Below are 22,799 nucleotides of genomic sequence, written 5' to 3' on the forward strand. Positions count from 1 at the left end.
TCCTGGCCTTTTTAATTTTTTGAGGAAGCATTAATTCTATAATGACCATAAACTTCTAATCACAATAAAAGCGCCTGCCAGGAAATAGAAAACCATAAATACTTTATTTTTATTATGATAGATTGTATTTCGGCTTATTTTCTCAATGGTTATTGCTAAAATCAGCCACCAGAGAAAAGTCCCGATAAAAATTCCTGTTGCCAGAAACGATCCTTCCAGTAAACTGAGAGGTCCAGTAATTTTAAACAGCGAAAAGGCAAAAATAAAAACAAGCATCATAACAGGGTTGGTTATTTCTATCAAAAAGGCGGGAAGTAATAATTTTAGTGGATTTAAAGAAGTTGAATCCTTTATATCGTCCTCTTTTTTAAGAAATAATAAGAGCCCCATCACAATTAAAAGCAAGCCACCTATCAGATTAATGAAGCCTTGAAATTCAAGTAGAAAGTTTGAAAGATAAGCCAGGCCAAAGGCTCCAATTATGGCATAGAAAATATCTGCTAAAGAAGACCCCAAGCCAGTAATAATACCCGCTCTTTTCCCATGATTCAATATTCTTTGTGTCACCAAAGCCCCAATTGTTCCCAGAGGGATGCCAAAGATTAGACCAATTAATATGCCTTTTATCAGAAATTCCAAAATCATTCACCATTTTTCTATTTTAATAAACAACCAATTCATTTAAAGCTAATATCAGAAGGGTCACATTTTAAATTCTAATCATTAGCTTTTGCTGATGCTATTATTGATGGTTTTAGTTTATAAGAGAATGGGAAATCTGTCCAGTTCGCATAAAGTATTAGTCAAAAACAGGTCATCTCCTGTTTATATTTCAAATAGGAGATGACCTGTTTGCCTTAACTTAGTCTATTAAGAGCTTATTTGCCAAAATAGTCTGCAATTTCTGCCATTCTGCTTTCCTTTAAAAGGACAACGGTTTTCACAGTGACCGCATTGAATACAATCACTGGCTTTACGACCGAGTTTTTCATAATGGTTAGCAGCTATAGCATCACCGGCTTTGGCAAGATCGTAATACTTGTTGATTAGACCCACGTTGATATCCTGAGGACAGGGCTGGCAGTGATTGCAGTAAACGCAGTTACCCAGGGATGTTTGAGGCGTGAATTCGCCAATAATAGAATAATCTTTTTCGGCTTCAGTGGCACCCGGATGCATTTGGGTATATATTTTTTCACGTTGTCTCGAAAAGGCCCGTCCGATGGCTTTGTAAGGTTTTTCTGTAGATGAGACCACATCAAAGAAATTTATGCCTTTTTCAATGGCAAGTCTTACGGTCTCTTCGATTTCCTGAACTGAACTTTCGTGAATTGATCCCATTCCCATTCCGATAATGCTTATTTTTTCTTCACCATGAGGCAGTTTTCGATATTCTAAAAATTTCTCCTTAATCAATGAATGCGTAGCTGTAAATTTTTATTAATTTTCTGATTTTAATTTTACACCTTGGAGTCAACTCTAGAGTGTATGCTATTATTGAAAAATTAATGTGATCGTTTCATACGATAGCGTTAAAGGTTTAAAAATGAAGTAAACTAAAGGAATACAAATGATTTACAAAAATTATCAGGATTTGAAAATCTCTGCATTAGGCATGGGTACCATGCGGCTTCCAAAACTGGATGAAAATGATGCCAATATTGATATCGACCAAACCGCTAAAATGGTTGCCTATGCAATGGAAAATGGGGTTAATTATTATGATACAGCATATGCCTATCATTTTGGTCAATCAGAAAATGTGATGGGAAAAGTTCTTAGTGAATATCCTCGGGAATCTCTTTATCTGGCAGATAAATTTCCGGCTATGATTTATCCAATATGGGTAAAGTTGAAGCAATTTTTGAAGAACAGCTGAAAAAATGTCAGGTTGAGTATTTTGATTTTTATTTATTTCATATGTCTGTGAATTAAATATTGATGCTTATCTTAATCCTGAGTATAAAATTTTAGATTATCTTTTAAAACAAAAAGAAACCGGCCGCATTCGCCATTTGGGTTTCTCTGAATATGGCGGTTATGAAGTGATTGAGCGTTTCCTCAAAGCTTATGGTGAACATATGGAATTTGCTTAGATTCAATTAAATTATATTGACTGGTCTTTCCAAAAGGCAAAAGCCAAGATTGAATTGCTGATACAGTATGACCTGCCCATTTGGGTCATGGAACCCTTCCGGGGCGGTCAGTTGGAATCGCTTAAATCGGAAGATGAAGCTAAATTGAAAGCACTTGGTCCAGAAGAAGGCATTCCAGCCTGGGCTTTCCGTTTTCTTTTGGGAATACCCGAAGTCAAAATGATCCTGACAGGTGCCTCCAGTTTTGACCAGTTAAAAGATAACATTGAGACTTTTAAAGCGGAAAAAACATTATCTGAAAAAGAAGAAGTGCTAGTATCGATTGCAGATGAGATGGTTAAGAAAATTGCTCTTCCATGTACGGCCTGTGGCTATTGTTTAAGTCATTGTCCTAAGGAACTGAATAGTCTAAATTTATTGTCTCTTTATAATGAACATTTCTTTACCGGTGGCGGCTTTATTGCACCTTTTGCGATTATGGCGATGCCGGATGACAAAAAACCTGTTGCTTGTGTTGGCTGTAAACACTGCGCAGAAGTCTGCCCGCAGCAGATTAAAATTTCCGAAGCACTGGCTGATTTTACTGAAAAACTCAATGGTCCGCGTTTTTAGTTGAACCATATTTGGTGAAGTAGGACCCTGATGCTAAGAAAAACCCGATTCAGAAAGCTGAATCGGGTTTTTCTTTAGGGAGAGTTTAAATGAATGAATTGATATTATTCCAGACAGCTGCCATCACATACGCCGGTGCCGTCGCCCAGTCCATTACCTAAACCGCTTCCGGTGCCGTCACATAAGCCATTGCCAGAGCCGTCACCTAAGCCATTTCCACCGCCATACTGATTGCCAGTACCATCCTGTAATCCACTGCCATCCTGTAGATGCAGTTCCTGTTGGATGCCAGAACCGTTGCCGTGTCGGCCAGCGCCACTCCCAGAACCACTGCCATATCCAGCGGCCATTGTGGTTCCTGCGGTAGCCAGCATTAATACTAAAGATGTTGCTAAAATTAGTTTCTTTTTCATACGTTTCCTCCGTAATTGATTTGATGAGATGATTATAGGTGACCTATGTGTCAGTATTGTGACACAAAAAAAATAAAAAATGACATGAGTTTGACATTAAAATGGCTATAATAGTATATAGAAGACTGGCTTTCAAAAAGCTTTATGTTTTGAGTGAAGTAAGGAGAAAAAAATGAATGGGATTAGAATACTTGTGGCTGAGGATGAAAAAAAGCTCAGAGATATTATTTTAAGATATTTGGATAAAGAAGGATATGAAGGGATGGGGGCTGTCGACGGTGAGGATGCCCTGGATAAGTGGGCAGAATTCCAGCCGGATTGTCTGATCTTGGATGTGATGATGCCAAAAATGGATGGCTTTGAAGTATTGAAAAATATCCGAGAAACGGATCAGGTCCCGGTTATTATGTTAACCGCCAGACGTGAAGAGGACGATAAGATTACTGGCTTTGAAGGTGGTGCTGATGATTACATCACCAAGCCTTTTAGTACCAGAGAACTATTGGTAAGAATTAAAGCCCTGCTTAAAAGAAGCGGACGGCTAAGTATTGATGATAAAATTGAATTTGAAAGACTGGAAATCCTGCCTAAGGAGCACCGGGTTCTCATTCAGGGAGAAGATGCAAGTCTTACCCAGAAGGAATACGAGGTATTATTATATCTGATTAATAACCAGAAACTGGCCCTTTCCCGCGAACAGATCCTGGAAAGAATATGGGGTTATGATTTTGATGGAGAAATCCGGGTTGTGGATACAACAATCAAGCGGTTGCGCAAAAAACTTCAGGAGGAGGGAGACTATATTCAGACCATTCGCGGGGTTGGATATAAATTTGTTCCATGAGAAAATCGATCTTTTCGCGAATGATGTCTTACCTGGTCCTATTTTTTATGGTTTTGATGGGGCTTAGCTATTATATCCTAATCAGTTACTTTCAAGTCTATTATACTCAAAGAAGGGTAGATGACATGGAAACGAAGGTTCATACGATTGTTACCATGTATAATGAGAATGGCGTTACCGATGAACTGGAAAGTTTAATTAAGACCTACGATGAAGAGGGCATGGTAGTGGAGATGATTCAGCAAACAACCGATTCTTATCTCCAATCACCTGAGTCCATTCTGGTTGCTGATGCATCAGAAGATATTTTTTCAGGAATTGAAATGCTTCAGGCGCAAACCCATGGCAATCAATCGGGAAATGGCAATCATGACGGTGAGGCAGAAGAAAGCTCCAGCGGTTCAGGAAGCGGTTCTGGAGCAGGTGATGGAACCGGACCAGGAAGTGGTGACGGAACAGGAACTGGAACAACGACCTCTCCAGGCTATGACAACGGCTTGCATATTCATCAGACCTTTGAAGAACAAGTATCAGAATATGAATCAGGCGAAAGCTTTATTACGATTCTGGAAACTGAAAATCAACAAGTGGAATGGTTGACATATATGGAAACGACAAGAGACGGTATTCAGGTAACCGGGCGTATCCCACTGTATTCGATTCATGAAGTGATAGATGTGGTTTCAGATTTTTTGCTATTCTTTTTTCTGATCGTTTTTGTGCTGCTGCTCATATTTTCTTTCTTTTTTGCCCGGGGGATATCAAAACCAATTATTGAGCTTAAAAATATCGCTAAATCCATGGGAGATCTTCAATTTGACAACAAGTATACGGGAAAAAGAAAAGATGAGGTTGGACAATTGGGTGAGACCCTCAATCATATCTCAGATGAGCTGGAATCCTCAATTGAACATCTGCGTGTGGAACTGAATAAAGAACGGACGATGGATAAGATGCGCAAGCGTTTTACAGCTTATGTTTCTCATGAAATTCAAACCCCGCTGGCAATCATTAAAAGCTATGCTGAAGCTCTGGAGGATGAGATCCCTCAGAATCATGAAGAAGAGATAGAGTACTTCCAGCTGATTCAGAAGGAAACGGATAAAATTAGCGGGATTGCCAGTGATCTTCTGGATCTGTCACAAATGGAAGCGGGCGTTTATCAGATTAAAAAAGTGGAAACGAATATAGATACATTTTTAAACAACAGCATTAAGCCGTTTAGGATTGCTGAATCAGACATTAAATTTGAACTGAAAAATACAGCGACAGGAACGGCAGACCTGGATTATAATCGAATGGAACAGGTTTTTAAAAATATTGTCGGTAATGCGATTAAACATTTGGAACCCCCAAATGGCAGAATTAGAATTGAAAGTCAAATCATTGACCAGAAATGGCATTTAAGTGTTTATAACGATGGCAAACCAATTCCGGAGGAAGAAATTCAGGATATTTTTGAATACTTTTATACGGCTCAATCAGGGAAAAAAGGAACCGGCCTGGGCCTGGCCATTGTTAAAGGAATTGTGACCTGCCATGGTGGAACTGTGAGTGCCAGGAATGAAGGTGAAGGAGTTTTGTTCCAGGTTGAAATTCCGCTTGTCTAGTAATTTTTGCAAAAAATTCCAATGAATAATGCTTACTTAGTATGTTATAATAATAAAAAAACGAAATAAGAGGTAGAAAAATGGAGTTATTGGAAAAGACACTAGCGGCTATTGCGCCGGTTGACCAGGAAATGATGGAAAAGACCAGAGAACGGGTAGATTTTCTATTAAAACCAGTGGGCTCTTTAGGTGTTCTTGAAGATATTGCAGTTTCAGTAGCTGGTATTACTGGTGAAATGCACCCAGACCTGTCTAAAAAAGCAGTTCTGGTTTTTGCTGGTGATCATGGTGTTTTTGTCGAAGGTGTGGCAGCAGCTCCCCAGGAAGTAACAGCTTTGATGGCGAATATGTGTGTAGCAGGAAAAAGTGGTGTGGCAGCTCTTTCTAAACAGGCCGGTGCAGATGTTTTTGTCTGCGATGTTGGAATGCTTGGGGATGTTGACCCTAAGGGCGGAATTCTTGATAAAAAAATCCGTAAAGGAACAGCCAATATGCGAGTGGAAGCAGCTATGACTCGTGATGAAGCCATTGCTTCCCTGGAAGCAGGAATTGATATGGCTAATCGGGCCATCGGAAACGGCTATCAGATTCTGGGAACCGGTGAAGTTGGGATCTGTAATACGACGCCAAGCGCCGCTATTTTTTCAGCATTAAGTGGTGTGGATGCTGGCGAACTAACCGGGGCTGGTGCCAATCTTTCAGAAGAAAAAATGCTGGTTAAAGCTCAGGTCATCAGAGATGCCATTGCTCTAAATAAACCGGATAAATCTGATGCGGTTGATGTTCTTTCCAAGGTTGGTGGTCTGGAAATAGGTGCCATGGCTGGAGTCATGCTGGCTGGTGCCGCTAAAAAAGTACCAGTTGTTGTGGATGGTTTTATTTCAACTGCAGCGGCTGCCATTGCGATTACCTTAAAACCGGAAGTAAAAGATTATCTGATCTGCTCTCATGCTTCAGCTGAAAAGGGTGCGGCTTTTGGGTCTGAATTTATTGGCGCTAAACCGTTTTTAAATATGGGAATGCGTTTGGGTGAAGGTAGTGGTGCAGCCCTTGCTTTTAATATTGTTGATGCGGCCTTATCAATGAACAAAGAAATGGCAACTTATGGAGATGTGGGCTTGGGCGTTGTATAAAGGGCTTGCAAGTTGCTTTGATACCGTCTATAATAAAAATTAAAAACGTTGAATGAGAAAAGTAGTGTTTATTTTGACTTTCAGAGAGTTGGAGGTGCTGGGAACCAATAGTCAGACTGACGCGAAGTTCACTCAGGAGTTGATTACTGAAGACAGTAGGTAAATCCGGAAAAACCAATCCGTTATCATTGGCGTATAAAACAAATTAGGTGGTATAGCGAGTAAGACTCGTCCTTTAATCAAAAAGGATGGGTCTTTTTTTAAAGGTCAATTTATCATGAGCTTGAGGAGGATTAAAATGTATTGGAACAAAAGTTGTGAAACAATGCCTAGAGAGCGGCTAAAGGAAGTGCAGCTGGAGCGACTTCAGATGATGGTGAATCGGATATATCATGAGGTTCCCTTTTATCGGGACCGCTTTCAGGAAATGGGAATTCAACCGGCTGATGTAAAGAGTCTGGATGATTTAAAAAAGCTCCCCTTTACGACGAAAGTAGATTTACGGGATAATTATCCTTATGGGTTATTTGCCGTTCCCCTGGAAAAAATTGTCAGAATTCATGCATCATCAGGAACAACCGGTAAACCCACAGTAGTTGGATACACCAGAAAAGATATTTCAAATTGGGCAGATATGATGGCCCGATGTCTGGTCGCCACTGGTGGAAATGAACATTCAGTGATTCAAAACGCCTATGGCTACGGTCTGTTTACTGGTGGTTTAGGGGTTCATTACGGGGCAGAATGTTTGGGTGCTTCAATTATCCCAATTTCTGGCGGAAATACCCAGAAGCAGATGATGCTAATGAAGGATTTCGGATCGACAATTTTAACCTGTACACCATCCTATGCTATTTATCTGGCTGAATCCTTAAAAGAAAGTGGAATTGATCCGGAAACGCTGAATCTTGAAGCAGGAATTTTTGGTGCAGAGCCCTGGTCTGAAAATATCAGAAAAGAGATCGAGAAAAAATTAAAAATAAAAGCCTATGATATTTATGGCTTATCTGAAATAATGGGACCGGGAGTAGCCATTGAATGTGAAGTTCAGAACGGACTCCACGTTTGGGAAGATCATTTTATTCCGGAAATTATTGACCCCAATACCCTGGAAGTTTTACCTTACGGGGAGCAGGGCGAGCTGGTTATTACCACAATTACCAAAGAAGGAATTCCAATTCTTCGATATCGAACCAGAGACATAACGAAAATTATTGCTGAACCCTGTGAATGCGGTCGAACTCATCTGCGAATCTGTCGCCTCCAGGGTCGAACTGATGATATGTTAATTATCCGAGGTGTGAACGTCTTCCCGACACAGATTGAAAGCGTATTACTGGAAATCGGAGAAGTTGAACCCCATTATCAGCTGGTGGTTCGTCGTGACGGTTCTTTGGATACTTTGGAAATCAAAGTGGAGCTTAGTGAAGAGTTGTTCTCTGATCGTATCAGTGGTCTTGAAGAACTGGAACGAAAAATCCGCGAACGGATCTCTTCAATTATTGGAATCAGTGCTAAAATCTCGCTGGTTGAACCCAAAACGCTGCCTAGAAGTGAAGGAAAAAGTCAGCGTGTGGTTGATTTAAGAAATATTTAGGAGGAGACTATGATTCGTCAAGTATCAATTTTTCTGGAAAACCATCAGGGTCGGTTAAATAATCTGTTAAAAATTCTGGCTGAACATCAGATTAATATTCGCTCATTAAATATTGCCGAAACCATGGATTATGGCGTGGTTCGTTTGATTCTGCAGGATACGGATAAAGGGATTGAAGTTCTTAAAAAGAACAACTTTATATGCAAAACAACACCAGTATTAGCTGTAGAAGTATCCGACGATCCGGGTGGACTTAGCCATCTGGTCGATACCTTAACTAAAGAAAATATTAATATTATATACGCCTACTCGTTTCTTCCTAAAAAGACAGAAAATGCTATCATTATTATCCGCATCGATGATGAGGTGCGTGAAAAGGCAATTGAGGTCTTAGAAAAAGTAGAAGATATTCATTTATTGGATCGGGATACTTTACTGGTTAAATAAATTCTGTTAATTTTGCAACAAATAGTTGACAAGCCGGGTAACTTTCGGTACGATTAATGATAAGAATCATTTTAGATTAATAAATTTAGAAAAAGGGAAGTTATGGCTAAGTCAAAAAAGGGAACACAGACAAAACAAAATATTATTACCTCGGCAAGAAGCTTATTTTATGAGTATGGATATAATAAGACCGGAATTCAGGACATCGCTGATCATGCGAATGTAAAACTGGGGACCATTACTTATTATTATAAAAAGAAAGATGACATGATTAAAGACATTTATAATGTGTTTTTTCTTGCCTTGTATGACTATGTTTCCACAATGGAAGAAAATTTAAATTTATATACCAAGTACTGTTATGCACTGGTCATGTATTATGAGATTATTTTAAATGATGAGCATAATAAGACGCTTTATTATGAAGTGTTGGTTAAGAATGTAAATCCACAGGGTCGAACAAATATTATGAATACTTTAAATCGCTCCTGTCTTGATTTTCTCAACAAGAATTACATCGAAGCAGATCTGGAAGTAATTGCCCGTTCTGAGTATGGTGCCAGAAAAGAACTCTTTATCAATTACTATGAAAAAGATGTGAAATTTACCGGTCGTGCGATGATTTACTTTCTGATCAGAAATCTTTTCAGACTAATGAATCTGGATGGAGAGATGATCGAGAATACTATTCAGCAGGCGATGGAATTTTCCAATAAAAATCATCCGGAACATATCAAATTTCTGGTTTAAAAAATCATCAACACCCTTCAAGCAGATATTTTTCTACTTGGAGGGTGTTTTTTATATCAGGCTTGTTAATTTATTTTTAGAAGAGATAGAGCTTTCATACGGTAGCCAGGAAATTTATCAGGTCAATATTTTTAAGAGATAGGCAAACGATCGTAATAAATTAGAATTAATCAATGCAAACAACGAAAACAGTCAAATATGAGCAAAATATAGCAATATATGATTGGAGTTAGAATATAATGACTAAATTTGATTGACTATGAGTGAACTTGGTGCTATTATGAGGATAAAGAGGTGATTAAATGCTGAGTCAACAACGATACACAAAAATTCTTCAAAGACTTAATGAAAAGAAGACAATAACGGTCAGTGAATTGTCCCGGGAGTTAAATATTTCGGAGTCGACCATTCGTCGTGATCTGACAAGCCTGGATAAGGAAGGCAAACTTAAAAAGATTCATGGCGGAGCCACAGCTATCGGTGGTGCTTATTTAGTTCAGGATGATGAAGTGAGACTTAGGAGTAATCGTTTTCCAGAAGAAAAAAGGCAGATTGGACTAATGGCAGCTAGTCAGATTGACAATAAGGACTTTATCTATATTGATGCCGGAACATCAACTGAAGCGATGATCGAATTCATTGAAGCAGCTCAGGCGGTTTTTGTGACAAACGGGATGGATATCGCAGCAAAATTAATCAAAAAAGGACTAAGAGTCATAATTATCGGAGGTGAGATTAAACCATTAACGAATGCAGTTGTGGGTATAGAAGCGGTCAATGGACTAAAGAAATATCATTTTTCCAAGGGTTTTTTTGGGACCAATGGGATTGACTATGAGGCTGGCTTCAGTACACCGGATCCAAACGAAGCTCAAGTTAAAAAGGAAGCTTTACTGCGTTGTAAGAAGTCCTTCATCTTGGCAGATCCTTCAAAGTTTAATGTGACAACACCAGTTACTTTTGCTGAATTGTCAGAGGCAACCATTATTACAACAAAACTTTCTTTTGAGGGATACGAAAAAGCAACGAAAATATTGGAGGTGGAAAAAGGTGATTTACACAGTGACTTTTAACCCTTCCCTTGATTATAATGTAAGACTGGAGTCTTTTAAGGAAGGGGAAGTGAACAGGAGCACCGGGGATGAAATATTTGCTGGTGGTAAAGGGATTAATGTCTCGATGGTTTTAAATAATCTGGGAATCAGAAACGTGGCCCTTGGTTTTATTGGTGGTTTTACTGGAAATGAAATTGAGAAACGACTGCAGGTTTTTGGCTGTGAAACTGATTTTATCAGAATCAGTTCAGGGATCTCACGGATCAATGTCAAAATTAAAGCCCAAAAAGAAAGCGAAATTAATGGCCAGGGACCTGATATTTCAGAGGGCGAGCAGGCCCAACTTTTTAATAAATTAAAGAAGTTAAATGAAGGTGATACTTTGGTCTTAGCAGGATCAATTCCTTCATCTTTACCGGAAAATACATACGAGCGGATTATGAAGACTCTGGAAGCGAAAAAAATCCGCATCATTGTTGATGCAACAGGTGATCTTTTAAAAAACGTCCTGAAGTATAAGCCATTTTTGATCAAACCCAATAAACAGGAACTGGAAGACATGTTTACGGTAAAAATTAATTCGAAAGAAGAAATGATTATTTATGCCAGAAAACTCAGTCAGATGGGGGCGGAAAATGTACTTGTTTCTCTGGCTGGTCAAGGGGCACTGCTTTTTGACGAATCTGGAAACGTTTACGAAAAAAAGGCACCTGTCGGTAAACTGGTCAATTCAGTCGGGGCCGGAGATTCCATGGTGGCCGGTTTTATAGCCGGATTTGAGACGCATCATCACTATCAGGAAGCCCTGGAAATGGGAATTGCGACAGGATCTGCCTCAGCATTTTCAGATAAGCTGGCAACAAAAGAGGAAGTTAAAAACCTACTTGAGTTAATGTAGTGATTAGGAGGAAATATGAAAATCACAGATTTGTTAAAACCAGAAGGTATCGATTTAACCGGACAGCCGGGATCAAAAAACGAAATTATTGAAAAAATGGTCGTTCTGATGGATAAAACCGGTGTGATTGATGATAAAAATGCTTTTGCTCAAGCTGTACTAGAACGGGAAAAGGAAGGGACAACCGGAATCGGAGAAGGAGTAGCCATCCCCCATGGTCGAACAGGGGTTGTTAACGCACCAGGGCTTTCTGCAATGGTTATAAGAGCCGGAACGGATTTTGAATCCCTCGACGGCGAACCGGCTTATCTGATCTTTATGATTGCCGCGCCCGAAGCTGCTGATAATTTACACCTTGAGGTCTTAAGCCGCTTATCAACAATACTCATGGATCCGAATTTTAGGCAAAAGTTGATTGATGCATCGGATGTAAAAGAATTTTTGAAATTAGTTGATCAGAAAGAAAAAGAAAAGTTTGCTGATGAGGCTAAAAAAGAGGAAAAGGAAGGTTATCAGCTGCTGGCAGTAACTGCCTGTCCCACTGGGATTGCCCATACCTATATGGCAGCGGAAAGCCTGGAAAACATGGCTAAGGAAATGGGTATTTCGATTAAAGTGGAAACAGATGGTTCGGGTGGGGTGAAGAATCAGCTGACGGCTGAGGATATAAAAAATGCTGACTGTATTATTGTAACCGCAGATAAAAATGTCGAGCTCAATCGGTTTAGTGGGAAGCCTGTCATTATCAGAAAAGTTGCCGATGGGATTCATAAACCCAAAGAACTTCTTGAACTGGCGCTTAGCAAAAATGTTCCGGTTTATCAGAGTGAGGCAGGTGCAGAAACAGTTTTGTCCGAGGAAAAAGAAAGTGTTGGACGAAAAATCTATAAAGATCTGATGAATGGTGTTTCCCACATGCTACCCTTTGTTATTGGGGGAGGGATTCTAATTGCTCTGGCTTTTCTTTTTGACGACTACACAATTGATCCATCGAATTTTGGCAGCAATACACCCCTAGCCGCCTTCTTAATGAATGTGGGCGGAACAGCCTTTGCCTTTATGTTGCCGGTGCTGGCAGGGTTTATTGCCATGAGTATTGGGGATCGCCCGGCGCTGGCCGTTGGCTTTGTCGGGGGAATGCTGGCAAATTCAGGTGGCTCGGGGTTTTTGGGAGCGCTGATTGCCGGTTTTGCGGCCGGTTATCTGGTTCTGGGTCTTAAAAAAGTTTTCTCAAAACTGCCTGCCAGTCTGGAAGGGATTAAACCAATTTTACTTTATCCCTTTTTCGGAATTCTTTTAATTGGGGTAGCGATTGTATTTGTGATCAATCCGCCAGTGGCTGCAATCAATACCTGGATGACTGATATGTTAAACGGTATGGGTGAGTCAAGTAAGGTAGTTCTGGGTCTGGTGTTAGGTGGGATGATGGCTGTCGATATGGGTGGACCGGTTAATAAGGCGGCTTATGTATTTGGAACGGCATCATTGGCTTCTGGACAATATAACATTATGGCAGCAGTGATGGTTGGTGGGATGGTACCACCTCTGGGAATAGCCTTAGCGACTACATTTTTTAAAACGAGGTTCACAAAAAAAGAAAGAGAAGCCGGTTTGGCTAACTATATTATGGGCCTTTCATTTATCACTGAAGGAGCGATTCCATTTGCCTCTGAAGACCCACTGCGTGTCATCCCTTCGTGCGTAGTTGGTTCAGCCCTGGCAGGTGGATTATCGATGTTCTTTGGATGCACACTGATGGCTCCCCATGGCGGTATCTTTGTTTTTCCGGTAGTGGGAAATCCGATTTGGTATATTTTATCATTGGTGGCAGGCTCAGTGGTGACGATGATCATGCTGGCAATCCTTAAGAAACCTAAAATTCAATAGCTGCCTGGCAGAAAAACTTGGAAAGGCTCGAGTGGATATTTATTCACTCGAGCCTTTTTGTAAATTTATATCCAAGTCATGTAAATTTATATACTTATCGCGACAAACTTGTAAATAAAGCCGCTATAAAACGAAACTTAAACGAACTTTGCCTCTGTTCGGTTGAAGTACCCAAGATTTATGATTATAATGTTGTCTGTGAGATGAATATTGAAAGACAGTTTATGATTAATAATGCCTGAATCCCAGTGTGGATAAGATGTGTTATCAAGGGCAGTAATGAGGGATTTTATGTTAAGAGGACAAATAAGAATATCGAATTTTATCTTAATGTGGGTATTCATATTAGTTGCCCTTATACCCGGAAGAGTGTATGCAGAAACAGAACAGTTAAAGCCGGTTATTAATTTTAATACTGATCTATATTATAATGGAATGGCTCAGAATCTGGCGAGTATTAGCGGCCAACCGGATGAAACAGAACTGGACCCTGAGAAAATGACGATTACATATCAGGGAAGACGCTTAGATGGGGTGATTTATAAAGAAACTGATGAAGCGCCAACGAATGCCGGAAAATATAATGTAACTGTCTCCTATGCAGGAGATGATATTTATGAAAGTGTAACAGAAACAAAACGGATTGATCTAAATCCGATGCCTCTTTCTTATAACGGCTTTAAGACTGAAGAAACAATTAAAAAAATTTATGATGGCAGCAGCAGTCAGGAACAGGAAGAAATCCCTGCTCTGAAACACGAGATGGTACTTCCAGAAGATGAAGACCAGGTCACTTTTGAGTTTGACAGCACACGCTTTTATAATAAGAATGTTGTGTCAGATAATTTTCTAATCCTCACGGGAATGAAGATATCTGGAGACCAGGGATATAATTATACGATCAGTACAATTTCAGATGAAGATTTGAAAGCGCTCAATGAAAACTTGAGTGATGACGAAAAAATCAAAAATACTGACTGCTTAATCGCTGCAGAAATTACTAAGCGTCCTGTAGGAATATACCTGACAGGATCAGATAAGTCCTATGACGGTACATCAGACTTATTATCCTATGGTTTTTCGCTTGAAACTGAGGATTTAGTAATGGGAGAGGAAATAGCCATCACAACTGATGCCGGATTTGCCCCCTGGTATGGTGAAGAAGGCGCTAAAATAAAAGATGTTGGCGAATATCGGATATTTGCACAGGGCGGTTATACAATTGAAGGTTTGGGTGAAACCCTGGGATCTAATTATTGTGCCAGTCGTGAAGTGATTTGTTCACATATTATGTATGAGATAACGCCGGTCGAGATTGTCGTTGAACCTACCTACCGTTATAAATATCAAGGTGATGATGATCCCTTGCTCACATATAGTATCTGGCGGGTAACTACAAGAGATTCTTTAATCGACGGGCTTTTTGGCGATGATGAGCTTTATGGTTCCTTAGTCAGGGAAAAAGGTGAACTACCCGGGAAATATGATATTTATCAAGGTGACTTAAATAATGGAAATTATATTATTTATTTTCAGAATGGTGCTGATAAATTTGAAATCCTGGAAGGCCAGGAGGTTGTTGAGACAATAGATGGTAATGATTATTATTCTGGCAGTGGCGGGGAAGTGGGCGACTGGACGGAAGAAATCACACCGACCGAAGCATTTAGTGGGTTTTTGCTGCTGCTAATTGTTGTTGTAGCTGGAATCTTTTTTATTAGAAATCGAATCAATAACTTTGAATAAGGTGGTTGTTTAATCACCTTCTTTTATTGCACTGAGATGTAAAATAAATGTAAAGGCATTGACATTTATTTGGAATAAAGATATAGTTATCAATAGAATAGAAGGAATTTTAATCGTTTCTTTTGTTAGGTGAGGCTCCTATACAGAGATGGCTGCTGCCCGGAAACATCGAAAGATGCCAATGGGTCAACAGGTATTATCGAAGTAAGGTTTTACTTAATGTAGCTGGGCGTTTGTCCCTATACTGTATAGTGCCGAAACTCAACGAATGGAGGAATCGTTATTTTTGATGCGTAAAAACCTCCATCATGTATGGGGGTATTTTTGCGCGAAAAATAAAGCCGGGCGAAGTTTAGATCCAGAAAACTGGCTGGAAACTCGCTTACAGATCAGTTTTCTGGCTCTAAACTTCATCGGGCGTAGCCCGCGATGAGGTGGAGCAAAGCGGAACCGAGTGTCGGGCTTTGATTTTCACATTTGCTAAGACATAGACATATAGCCCACGACGTGTCGAAGTGGAACGGAGACGAGTGCCGGCCTTCATTGTTTATTTCTGTAGATATAAAGATGACGAAGTTTGTTGAAGTGCCCGCTGGAGATAAAAAAATTGAGGAAAAAGGAGTGAGGTAGATGGACGCAGATCCTGGAGAGAAGTGCGGTAACCAATTGAATACAGAGAAAAGCAACCAGAATATCTCATTGATTGTTGGTTGCTCATAAAAGGAGGAACGTAATGATCAAATTCTATAAAACTATAGATGGAAAAATAACAGAGATTGATAATCTTGAAAAAAACACCTGGATTAATATGGTTAATCCGACAAATGAAGAATTACAATATATTATTCATGAATTAAATATTGACCCTGATTTTCTAAGAGCTGCGCTGGATGAAGAAGAAATCTCGCGAGTTGAAGCAGATGAAGACGGTCATGCACTAATCACTATTGACGTCCCGATTGTTCAGAGAGATACACAAAAAGTACTTTATTCTACAATTCCGGTTGGGATTATTCAGACCGAAGATAATATTATTACGGTTTGTCTGCAGGCAGATACAGTGCTTGACGATTTTGCTAAAGGGCGCGTGAAAAATGTTTTTACCAATTTGAAAACACGATTTGTTTTTCAAATACTTTACCGGGTTGCCAGTCGGTTCCTGGTTTATCTAAGACATATAAACAGAATGAGCACTGATATGGAGCGAGAACTTCATATTTCCATGCGTAATGAGGAATTATTTCAGCTTTTAGATTTGGAAAAAAGTTTGGTATTTTTCTCCACCTCACTAAAAGCTAATCAGTCGGTACTTGAGAAACTCCAAAGAGGTCGAATTATAAAATTGTATGAAGATGATTTGGACCTTTTGGAAGATGTTTTAATCGAAGTACAGCAGGCTTTGGAAATGTCAAATATTTATGCCAGTATCTTGGCGGGAACCATGGAGGCATACGGATCAATTATCTCCAACAATTTGAACATCGTTATGAAAATATTGACTTCGTTAACGATTTTATTATCTGTACCGACCCTGATTGCCAGTATCTATGGGATGAATGTGGAGGGCCTGCCATTACCAAACTTTTTTTCGGTTGTCGTAATTATGATGGTGATTACAGTTGCATCAGGAATTATGCTTTATAAAAAGAAGATGTTTTAATTTAAACTATTGACAGTTTAAATATAAAAGGTGTATAATAAACAAAAAAATACAAGTCTGTTTCAGGGGAGGTGTGAGTCCTCACCGGTGGTGAAGTGCAGTTGCAATAAGTCCACGAGCCAATAGGCCGATCTGGTTAGAATCCAGAACCGACGGTATAGTCCGGATGGAAGAAATGACGTTTAATTAGCGTATAAGCTCCTGAATAATTTTCAGGAGCTTTTTTTATTTTTCGAAACAGACATCAAAGGAGGATTTTGATGAAAATCAAAACAAAGCACTTAACACAGATGGCGGTTCTTGCTGCCATGTCCATTCTCTTGGTTTATCTGATTCATTTCCCGATTTTTCCGGCAGCTCCTTATCTCGAGTATGACCCGGCTGACATTCCCATCTTTATTGGTGCTTTTATGTTTGGCCCCGTCGGCGGTTTGATTCTGGCGGCTGTAGCAGCGATTATCCAGGGCTTGACAGTGAGTTCAGCCAGTGGGGTCATTGGAATTGTTATGCATTTCTTTGCAACAGGCAGTTTTGTTCTGGTGGCTGGACTAATTTATCAGAAAAACCGCAGCCGAAAAGGTGCGATATTTGGTCTGATTGCAGGTGTAGTTACAATGACTATAATGATGGTAATTTGGAATCTTGTCTTTACGCCGATATTTTTGGGGATGCCTAGAGAAGCTGTGATTCCGATGATTCTTCCGATTATTGTTCCTTTTAATCTGATTAAAGCTGGCGTCAACGGTGCCATCACTTTCGTAGTTTATAAATCAGTCAGTAAGGTACTGGGACTGGAAATTAGCGAGGCTAATGTGGCTAAAGCCGAATAATTAAAACCTAATTAAAGAATAGAAGCCATCCGGTAATTTTGGTGCGAATCGAAATTTCTGGATGGCTTTTTAAATAGCACGATTATTATTAGGATGAAATAATTATTCGTGCGGTCAAATAAGAAATGATTATAGTTTAAATAGCGAAGTTTAAGCTAGAAAGGGCACTTTATATATTAGAAAATATTTTAGGAGCTAAGCGATAAAGAAAGATTATAAAAAAGTTAAAATAATTTCAAAAAAGTCTTGACAGTGGAAGGTAAAGAGCGTATACTAATGAAGTTGTCTCGTGAGACAGCAGCACGGATTAAGAAACTTGTGAAAAAGAAAAATTAAAAAGTGCTTGACAGTATAAAGTAAAGACGATATAATAGAAAAGCTTCTTAAGAGAGGCGGCGGAAACTTAAACGTTTACGCAGGGTCATAGAAAAGAGAATAGTACCATAAAACCTGTAAATCAGTTGACTTAGGTCAACAACAATAAGAGCGGCACTCTTTAAAAAATGTCAACACGTGAAATCACGTTAAAAATGAGCTTAAGCCGAAAGGCTTTACAAACTTTTTATAGAGAGTTTGATCCTGGCTCAGGACGAACGCTGGCGGTATGCTTAACACATGCAAGTCGAACGAGAAGATTATGATTGAGCCTTCGGGTGAGAGATTAATCGGAAAGTGGCGAACGGGTGAGTAACGCGTGGGTAACCTGCCCTATGGAAAGGAATAGCCTCGGGAAACTGGGTGTAATGCCTTATAATATGCAGAAGTCGCATGGCTTTTGCATCAAAACTCCGGTGCCATAGGATGGACCCGCGTCCCATTAGTTAGTTGGTGAGGTAACGGCTCACCAAGACGACGATGGGTAACCGGTCTGAGAGGGCGAACGGTCACACTGGAACTGAGACACGGTCCAGACTCCTACGGGAGGCAGCAGTGGGGAATATTGCGCAATGGGGGAAACCCTGACGCAGCAATACCGCGTGAATGAAGAAGGTCTTCGGATCGTAAAGTTCTGTTATTGGGGAAGAACAAAGACGGTACCCAAGGAGAAAGTCCCGGCTAACTACGTGCCAGCAGCCGCGGTAATACGTAGGGGACAAGCGTTGTCCGGATTTACTGGGCGTAAAGGGCACGCAGGCGGTTTTTTAAGTCAGATGTGAAAGGTCCCGGCTCAACCGGGGAAATGCATTTGAAACTGGAGAACTTGAGTATTGGAGAGGCAAGTGGAATTCCTAGTGTAGCGGTGAAATGCGTAGAGATTAGGAGGAACACCAGTGGCGAAGGCGGCTTGCTGGACAAATACTGACGCTGAGGTGCGAAAGCGTGGGGAGCAAACAGGATTAGATACCCTGGTAGTCCACGCCGTAAACGATGAGTGCTAGGTGTTGGGGGAACTCAGTGCCGCAGTTAACACAATAAGCACTCCGCCTGGGGAGTACGACCGCAAGGTTGAAACTCAAAGGAATTGACGGGGACCCGCACAAGCAGCGGAGCATGTGGTTTAATTCGAAGCAACGCGAAGAACCTTACCAGGTCTTGACATCCTCTGACAATCCTAGAGATAGGACTTTCCCTTCGGGGACAGAGAGACAGGTGGTGCATGGTTGTCGTCAGCTCGTGTCGTGAGATGTTGGGTTAAGTCCCGCAACGAGCGCAACCCCTGTGGTTAGTTGCCATCATTAAGTTGGGCACTCTAAGCAGACTGCCGTGGATAACACGGAGGAAGGTGGGGACGACGTCAAATCATCATGCCCCTTATGACCTGGGCTACACACGTGCTACAATGGTCTGAACAGAGGGCTGCGAAGCCGCGAGGTGAAGCTAATCCCTTAAAACAGATCTCAGTTCGGATTGCAGGCTGCAACTCGCCTGCATGAAGTTGGAGTTGCTAGTAATCGCGGATCAGAATGCCGCGGTGAATGCGTTCCCGGGTCTTGTACACACCGCCCGTCACACCACGAGAGTTGGCAACACCCGAAGTCAGTGAGGTAACCGCAAGGAACCAGCTGCCGAAGGTGGGGTCAGTAATTGGGGTGAAGTCGTAACAAGGTAGCCGTATCGGAAGGTGCGGCTGGATCACCTCCTTTCTAAGGAAAACAGGGAGTCATGGTACTATTTTCTTTTGTATGACCTATGGTTATACAAAAAAGTTTAAAGAAAGCATCTTCGGGTGCATTTTTTAAGCGCATGGTCATTGAAAACAGCATAGTGTATAAAGAAAACATACAATTTCAGATGTAACAACATGAAAAACGTAAGTTTAAAGGATCGTAGTCTTTAGGGACTACAAGACTATTGACGAAGTTCTACTGTCAGTAGTTAAGGATCAAGAAATGAAGGGCACAGGGCGGATGCCTTGGCACTCAGAGCCGATGAAGGACGCGACAAGCTGCGAAAAGCTGCGTGAAGGTGCACATAACCGTTGAAGCGCAGATATCCGAATGGGGAAACCCGGCTGACAGAAGGTCAGTCACCATGGACTGAATACATAGGTTCATGGAGGGAACCCGGGGAACTGAAACATCTCATTACCCGGAGGAAAAGAAAGAAACATCGATTCCTTGAGTAGCGGCGAGCGAAAGAGGAAGAGCCCGGATTACAACAAATTTCTATTTTTAGCCGAACGGCCTGGGAAGGCCGGACGAAGAGGGTGAGATCCCCGTAGGCGAAAGGAATAGGAGTGGGTAATCGACGAGTACCACGGGACACGTGAAACCCTGTGGGAATATGGGGGGCCCACCCCCCAAGGCTAAATACTACTGAGTGACCGATAGCGAACAGTACCGTGAGGGAAAGGTGAAAAGAACCCCGGAAGGGGAGTGAAATAGAAACTGAAACCCTGTGCCTACAAGCAGCCGGAGCGCAAGTGACGGTGTGCTTTTTGTAGAACGGGCCAACGAGTTACGGTATGCAGCAAGGTTAAGTGCTTCAGGCACGGAGCCGCAGGGAAACCGAGTCTTAACAGGGCGACTAGTTGTATGCCGTAGACCCGAAACCGTGTGATCTATCCATGACCAGGATGAAGCTTGGGTAAAACCAAGTGGAGGTCCGAACCAGTGTCTGTTGAAAAAGGCTTGGATGAGTTGTGGATAGGGGTGAAATTCCAATCGAACACGGAGATAGCTGGTTCTCCCCGAAATAGCTTTAGGGCTAGCGTTGTAGAGAGAGTGATGGAGGTAGAGCACTGAATTGGCTAGGGGGCGTAGAGCTTACTGAACCATATCAAACTCCGAATGCCATACACTTATATACGGCAGTCAGACTATGGGAGATAAGTTTCATAGTCGAAAGGGAAACAGCCCAGACCATCCGCTAAGGTCCCGAAGTCCAGATTAAGTGGGAAAGGATGTGCAACTGCATAAACAACCAGGATGTTGGCTTAGAAGCAGCCATACATTTAAAGAGTGCGTAATAGCTCACTGGTCGAGTGGTTGTGCGCCGAAAATAAACGGGGCTAAAATCTGGCACCGAAGCGATGGATTATGGTACTACCATAGTGGTAGGGGAGCAATGTCTGCGGGGCGAAGCTTATTCGTAAGGATAGGTGGACTTCAGACAAGAGAGAATGTTGGCATGAGTAGCGAAAGTGAAGTGAGAATCTTCACCATCGAAAGCCCAAGGTTTCCTGAGGAAGGCTCGTCCGCTCAGGGTAAGTCGGGGCCTAAGCCGAGGCTGGTTAGCGTAGGCGATGGACAACAGGTTGAAATTCCTGTACCACCTTTAATTGTTTGAGAGATGGAGTGACACAGAAGGATAAGCGAACCCGGCGATTGGAAGAGCCGGGCCAAGCGTCGAGGCTTACAGAGGAGGCAAATCCCCTTTGTTATAAGGCTGAGGCGTGATGGGGAACGAAAAACAAGTAGGGAAGTCGCTGATTTCACGCTGTCGAGAAAAGCTTCTATTGAGAGAGAAGGTGCCCGTACCGTAAACCGACACAGGTAGGCGAGGAGAGAATCCTAAGATGAGCGGGAGAAGTGTTGTTAAGGAACTCGGCAAAATGACTCCGTAACTTCGGGAGAAGGAGTGCCCCTTTAGGGGGGCCGCAGAGAAGAGGCTCAAGCGACTGTTTAGCAAAAACACAGGTCTCTGCTAAATCGAAAGATGACGTATAGGGGCTGACGCCTGCCCGGTGCTGGAAGGTTAAGAGGAGTGCTTAGCGGTAACGCGAAGGTGCGAATTTAAGCCCCAGTAAACGGCGGCCGTAACTATAACGGTCCTAAGGTAGCGAAATTCCTTGTCAGGTAAGTTCTGACCCGCACGAAAGGCGTAACGATTTGAGCGCTGTCTCGACAACACACCCGGTGAAATTGTAGTACTCGTGAAGATGCGAGTTACCCGCGACAGGACGGAAAGACCCCGTAGAGCTTTACTGCAATCTGGCATTGGATTCTGGTAGTAGACGTACAGGATAGGTGGGAGGCATTGAGTTTGGGACGCCAGTCTCGAAGGAGCCGCTGTTGGGATACCACCCTTGTACTATTGGAATTCTAACAAGTGTCCGTAATCCGGACATTGGACCGTGTCAGATGGGCAGTTTGACTGGGGCGGTCGCCTCCAAAAATGTATCGGAGGCGCCCAAAGTTACCCTCAGGATGGTTGGAAACCATCTGTTAGAGTGCAAAGGCAAAAGGGTGATTGACTGCGAGAGAGACATCTCGAGCAGGGACGAAAGTCGGGCTTAGTGATCCGGTGGTACCGAGTGGAAGGGCCATCGCTCAACGGATAAAAGCTACCTCGGGGATAACAGGCTTATCTCCCCCAAGAGTCCACATCGACGGGGAGGTTTGGCACCTCGATGTCGGCTCGTCTCATCCTGGGGCTGAAGCAGGTCCCAAGGGTTGGGCTGTTCGCCCATTAAAGAGGCACGCGAGCTGGGTTCAGAACGTCGTGAGACAGTTCGGTCCCTATCCGTCGTGGGCGTTAGATATTTGAGAGGAGCTGTTCCTAGTACGAGAGGACCGGAATGGACAAACCACTGGTGCACCAGTTGTCCCGCCAGGGGCATAGCTGGGTAGCTAAGTTTGGAAGGGATAAGTGCTGAAGGCATCTAAGCACGAAGCCCCCCTCAAGATAAGATATCTCACCGCAAGGTTAAGGCTCCTGGTAGACGACCAGGTCGATAGGCTGGAAGTGGAAGTATGGCAACATATGGAGCGGACCAGTACTAATCAGCCGAGGTCTTGATCCAAAAGAATTTATACACTGTGCTGTTTCGAGTGACCAT

15 protein-coding genes, 2 rRNA genes, 1 pseudogene, 2 riboswitches and 1 other annotated feature are annotated in these 22,799 nt (G+C 41.9%); of the genes and pseudogenes, 15 read left to right on the top strand and 3 right to left on the bottom strand.

Annotation, left to right across the window (positions count from 1 at the left end; all coding sequences use genetic code 11):
* Positions 1-36: 36 nt before the first annotated feature.
* Both Q5O24_00130 and Q5O24_00135 read right to left on the bottom strand, forming a co-directional pair.
* Entirely contained in the window at positions 37-645 is a 609-nt protein-coding gene (locus tag Q5O24_00130) for a LysE family transporter (protein ID WKY47777.1), read from the bottom strand.
* A gap of 225 nt (positions 646-870) precedes the next feature.
* Positions 871-1,416 carry a hypothetical protein gene (locus Q5O24_00135; protein ID WKY47778.1) on the bottom strand — a complete coding sequence of 182 codons (546 nt, stop codon included), beginning with the start codon at positions 1,414-1,416 and terminating at the stop codon, positions 871-873.
* A gap of 154 nt (positions 1,417-1,570) precedes the next feature.
* Here Q5O24_00135 and Q5O24_00140 point away from each other — a divergent pair.
* Positions 1,571-2,708 (top strand): annotated as a pseudogene (locus Q5O24_00140) (aldo/keto reductase).
* Positions 2,709-2,812: 104 nt separating this feature from the next.
* Here the strand turns inward: Q5O24_00140 and Q5O24_00145 are convergent.
* The gene (locus Q5O24_00145; GenBank protein ID WKY47779.1) at positions 2,813-3,121 is read right to left on the bottom strand and encodes a hypothetical protein; all 309 of its coding nucleotides are present in this window, start codon (positions 3,119-3,121) and stop codon (positions 2,813-2,815) included.
* 172 nt (positions 3,122-3,293) lie between these two features.
* Here Q5O24_00145 and Q5O24_00150 point away from each other — a divergent pair, with 172 nt between their 5' ends.
* The 14 genes from Q5O24_00150 (at position 3,294) to Q5O24_00215 (ending at position 22,763) form a co-directional block, all read left to right on the top strand.
* Positions 3,294-3,965 carry a response regulator transcription factor gene (locus tag Q5O24_00150; GenBank protein ID WKY47780.1) on the top strand — a complete coding sequence of 224 codons (672 nt, stop codon included), beginning with the start codon at positions 3,294-3,296 and terminating at the stop codon, positions 3,963-3,965.
* A gap of 125 nt (positions 3,966-4,090) precedes the next feature.
* Positions 4,091-5,575 (top strand): HAMP domain-containing sensor histidine kinase, encoded by a 1,485-nt coding sequence (locus tag Q5O24_00155; protein WKY47781.1) that lies wholly within the window; start codon positions 4,091-4,093, stop codon positions 5,573-5,575.
* A gap of 80 nt (positions 5,576-5,655) precedes the next feature.
* Positions 5,656-6,708 (top strand): nicotinate-nucleotide--dimethylbenzimidazole phosphoribosyltransferase, encoded by a 1,053-nt coding sequence (cobT, locus tag Q5O24_00160; GenBank protein ID WKY47782.1) that lies wholly within the window; start codon positions 5,656-5,658, stop codon positions 6,706-6,708.
* A gap of 39 nt (positions 6,709-6,747) precedes the next feature.
* Positions 6,748-6,947, top strand: a binding site (T-box leader).
* Positions 6,948-7,006: 59 nt separating this feature from the next.
* Positions 7,007-8,305 carry a phenylacetate--CoA ligase gene (locus tag Q5O24_00165; protein WKY47783.1) on the top strand — a complete coding sequence of 433 codons (1,299 nt, stop codon included), beginning with the start codon at positions 7,007-7,009 and terminating at the stop codon, positions 8,303-8,305.
* A 9-nt stretch (positions 8,306-8,314) separates the two neighbouring features.
* The gene (locus tag Q5O24_00170; protein WKY47784.1) at positions 8,315-8,752 is read left to right on the top strand and encodes an ACT domain-containing protein; all 438 of its coding nucleotides are present in this window, start codon (positions 8,315-8,317) and stop codon (positions 8,750-8,752) included.
* 102 nt (positions 8,753-8,854) lie between these two features.
* Positions 8,855-9,502, top strand: coding sequence for a TetR/AcrR family transcriptional regulator (locus tag Q5O24_00175; GenBank protein ID WKY47785.1), 648 nt, complete (start codon positions 8,855-8,857; stop codon positions 9,500-9,502).
* A gap of 302 nt (positions 9,503-9,804) precedes the next feature.
* Entirely contained in the window at positions 9,805-10,575 is a 771-nt protein-coding gene (locus tag Q5O24_00180; GenBank protein WKY47786.1) for a DeoR/GlpR family DNA-binding transcription regulator, read from the top strand.
* Positions 10,553-11,455 (top strand): 1-phosphofructokinase, encoded by a 903-nt coding sequence (gene pfkB / locus Q5O24_00185; protein WKY47787.1) that lies wholly within the window; start codon positions 10,553-10,555, stop codon positions 11,453-11,455. Before Q5O24_00180 ends, pfkB begins: the two co-directional genes overlap by 23 nt.
* Positions 11,456-11,470: 15 nt before the next feature.
* Positions 11,471-13,342, top strand: a complete 1,872-nt coding sequence (locus Q5O24_00190; GenBank protein ID WKY47788.1) for a fructose-specific PTS transporter subunit EIIC — start codon at positions 11,471-11,473, stop codon at positions 13,340-13,342.
* 291 nt (positions 13,343-13,633) lie between these two features.
* On the top strand, positions 13,634-15,088 hold the full coding sequence (locus tag Q5O24_00195) for a YDG domain-containing protein (protein WKY47789.1): 1,455 nt from the start codon (positions 13,634-13,636) through the stop codon (positions 15,086-15,088).
* Between the two features lie 114 nt (positions 15,089-15,202).
* Positions 15,203-15,368, top strand: a riboswitch (M-box (ykoK) riboswitch).
* 453 nt (positions 15,369-15,821) lie between these two features.
* Positions 15,822-16,748: a magnesium transporter CorA family protein gene (locus tag Q5O24_00200; protein WKY47790.1), complete on the top strand. Its 927-nt coding sequence runs from the start codon at positions 15,822-15,824 to the stop codon at positions 16,746-16,748.
* Between the two features lie 54 nt (positions 16,749-16,802).
* Positions 16,803-16,930, top strand: a riboswitch (FMN riboswitch).
* 78 nt (positions 16,931-17,008) lie between these two features.
* Positions 17,009-17,578, top strand: coding sequence for an ECF transporter S component (locus Q5O24_00205; protein WKY47791.1), 570 nt, complete (start codon positions 17,009-17,011; stop codon positions 17,576-17,578).
* 561 nt (positions 17,579-18,139) lie between these two features.
* Positions 18,140-19,662, top strand: a 16S ribosomal RNA gene (locus tag Q5O24_00210).
* A 237-nt stretch (positions 19,663-19,899) separates the two neighbouring features.
* Positions 19,900-22,763 (top strand): 23S ribosomal RNA (locus Q5O24_00215).
* Together the 16S and 23S rRNA genes form the textbook arrangement of a ribosomal RNA operon.
* Positions 22,764-22,799: the final 36 nt, after the last annotated feature.

This window comes from Eubacteriaceae bacterium ES3 (assembly GCA_030586155.1).
Classification (GTDB): domain Bacteria; phylum Bacillota; class Clostridia; order Eubacteriales; family Eubacteriaceae; genus Acetobacterium.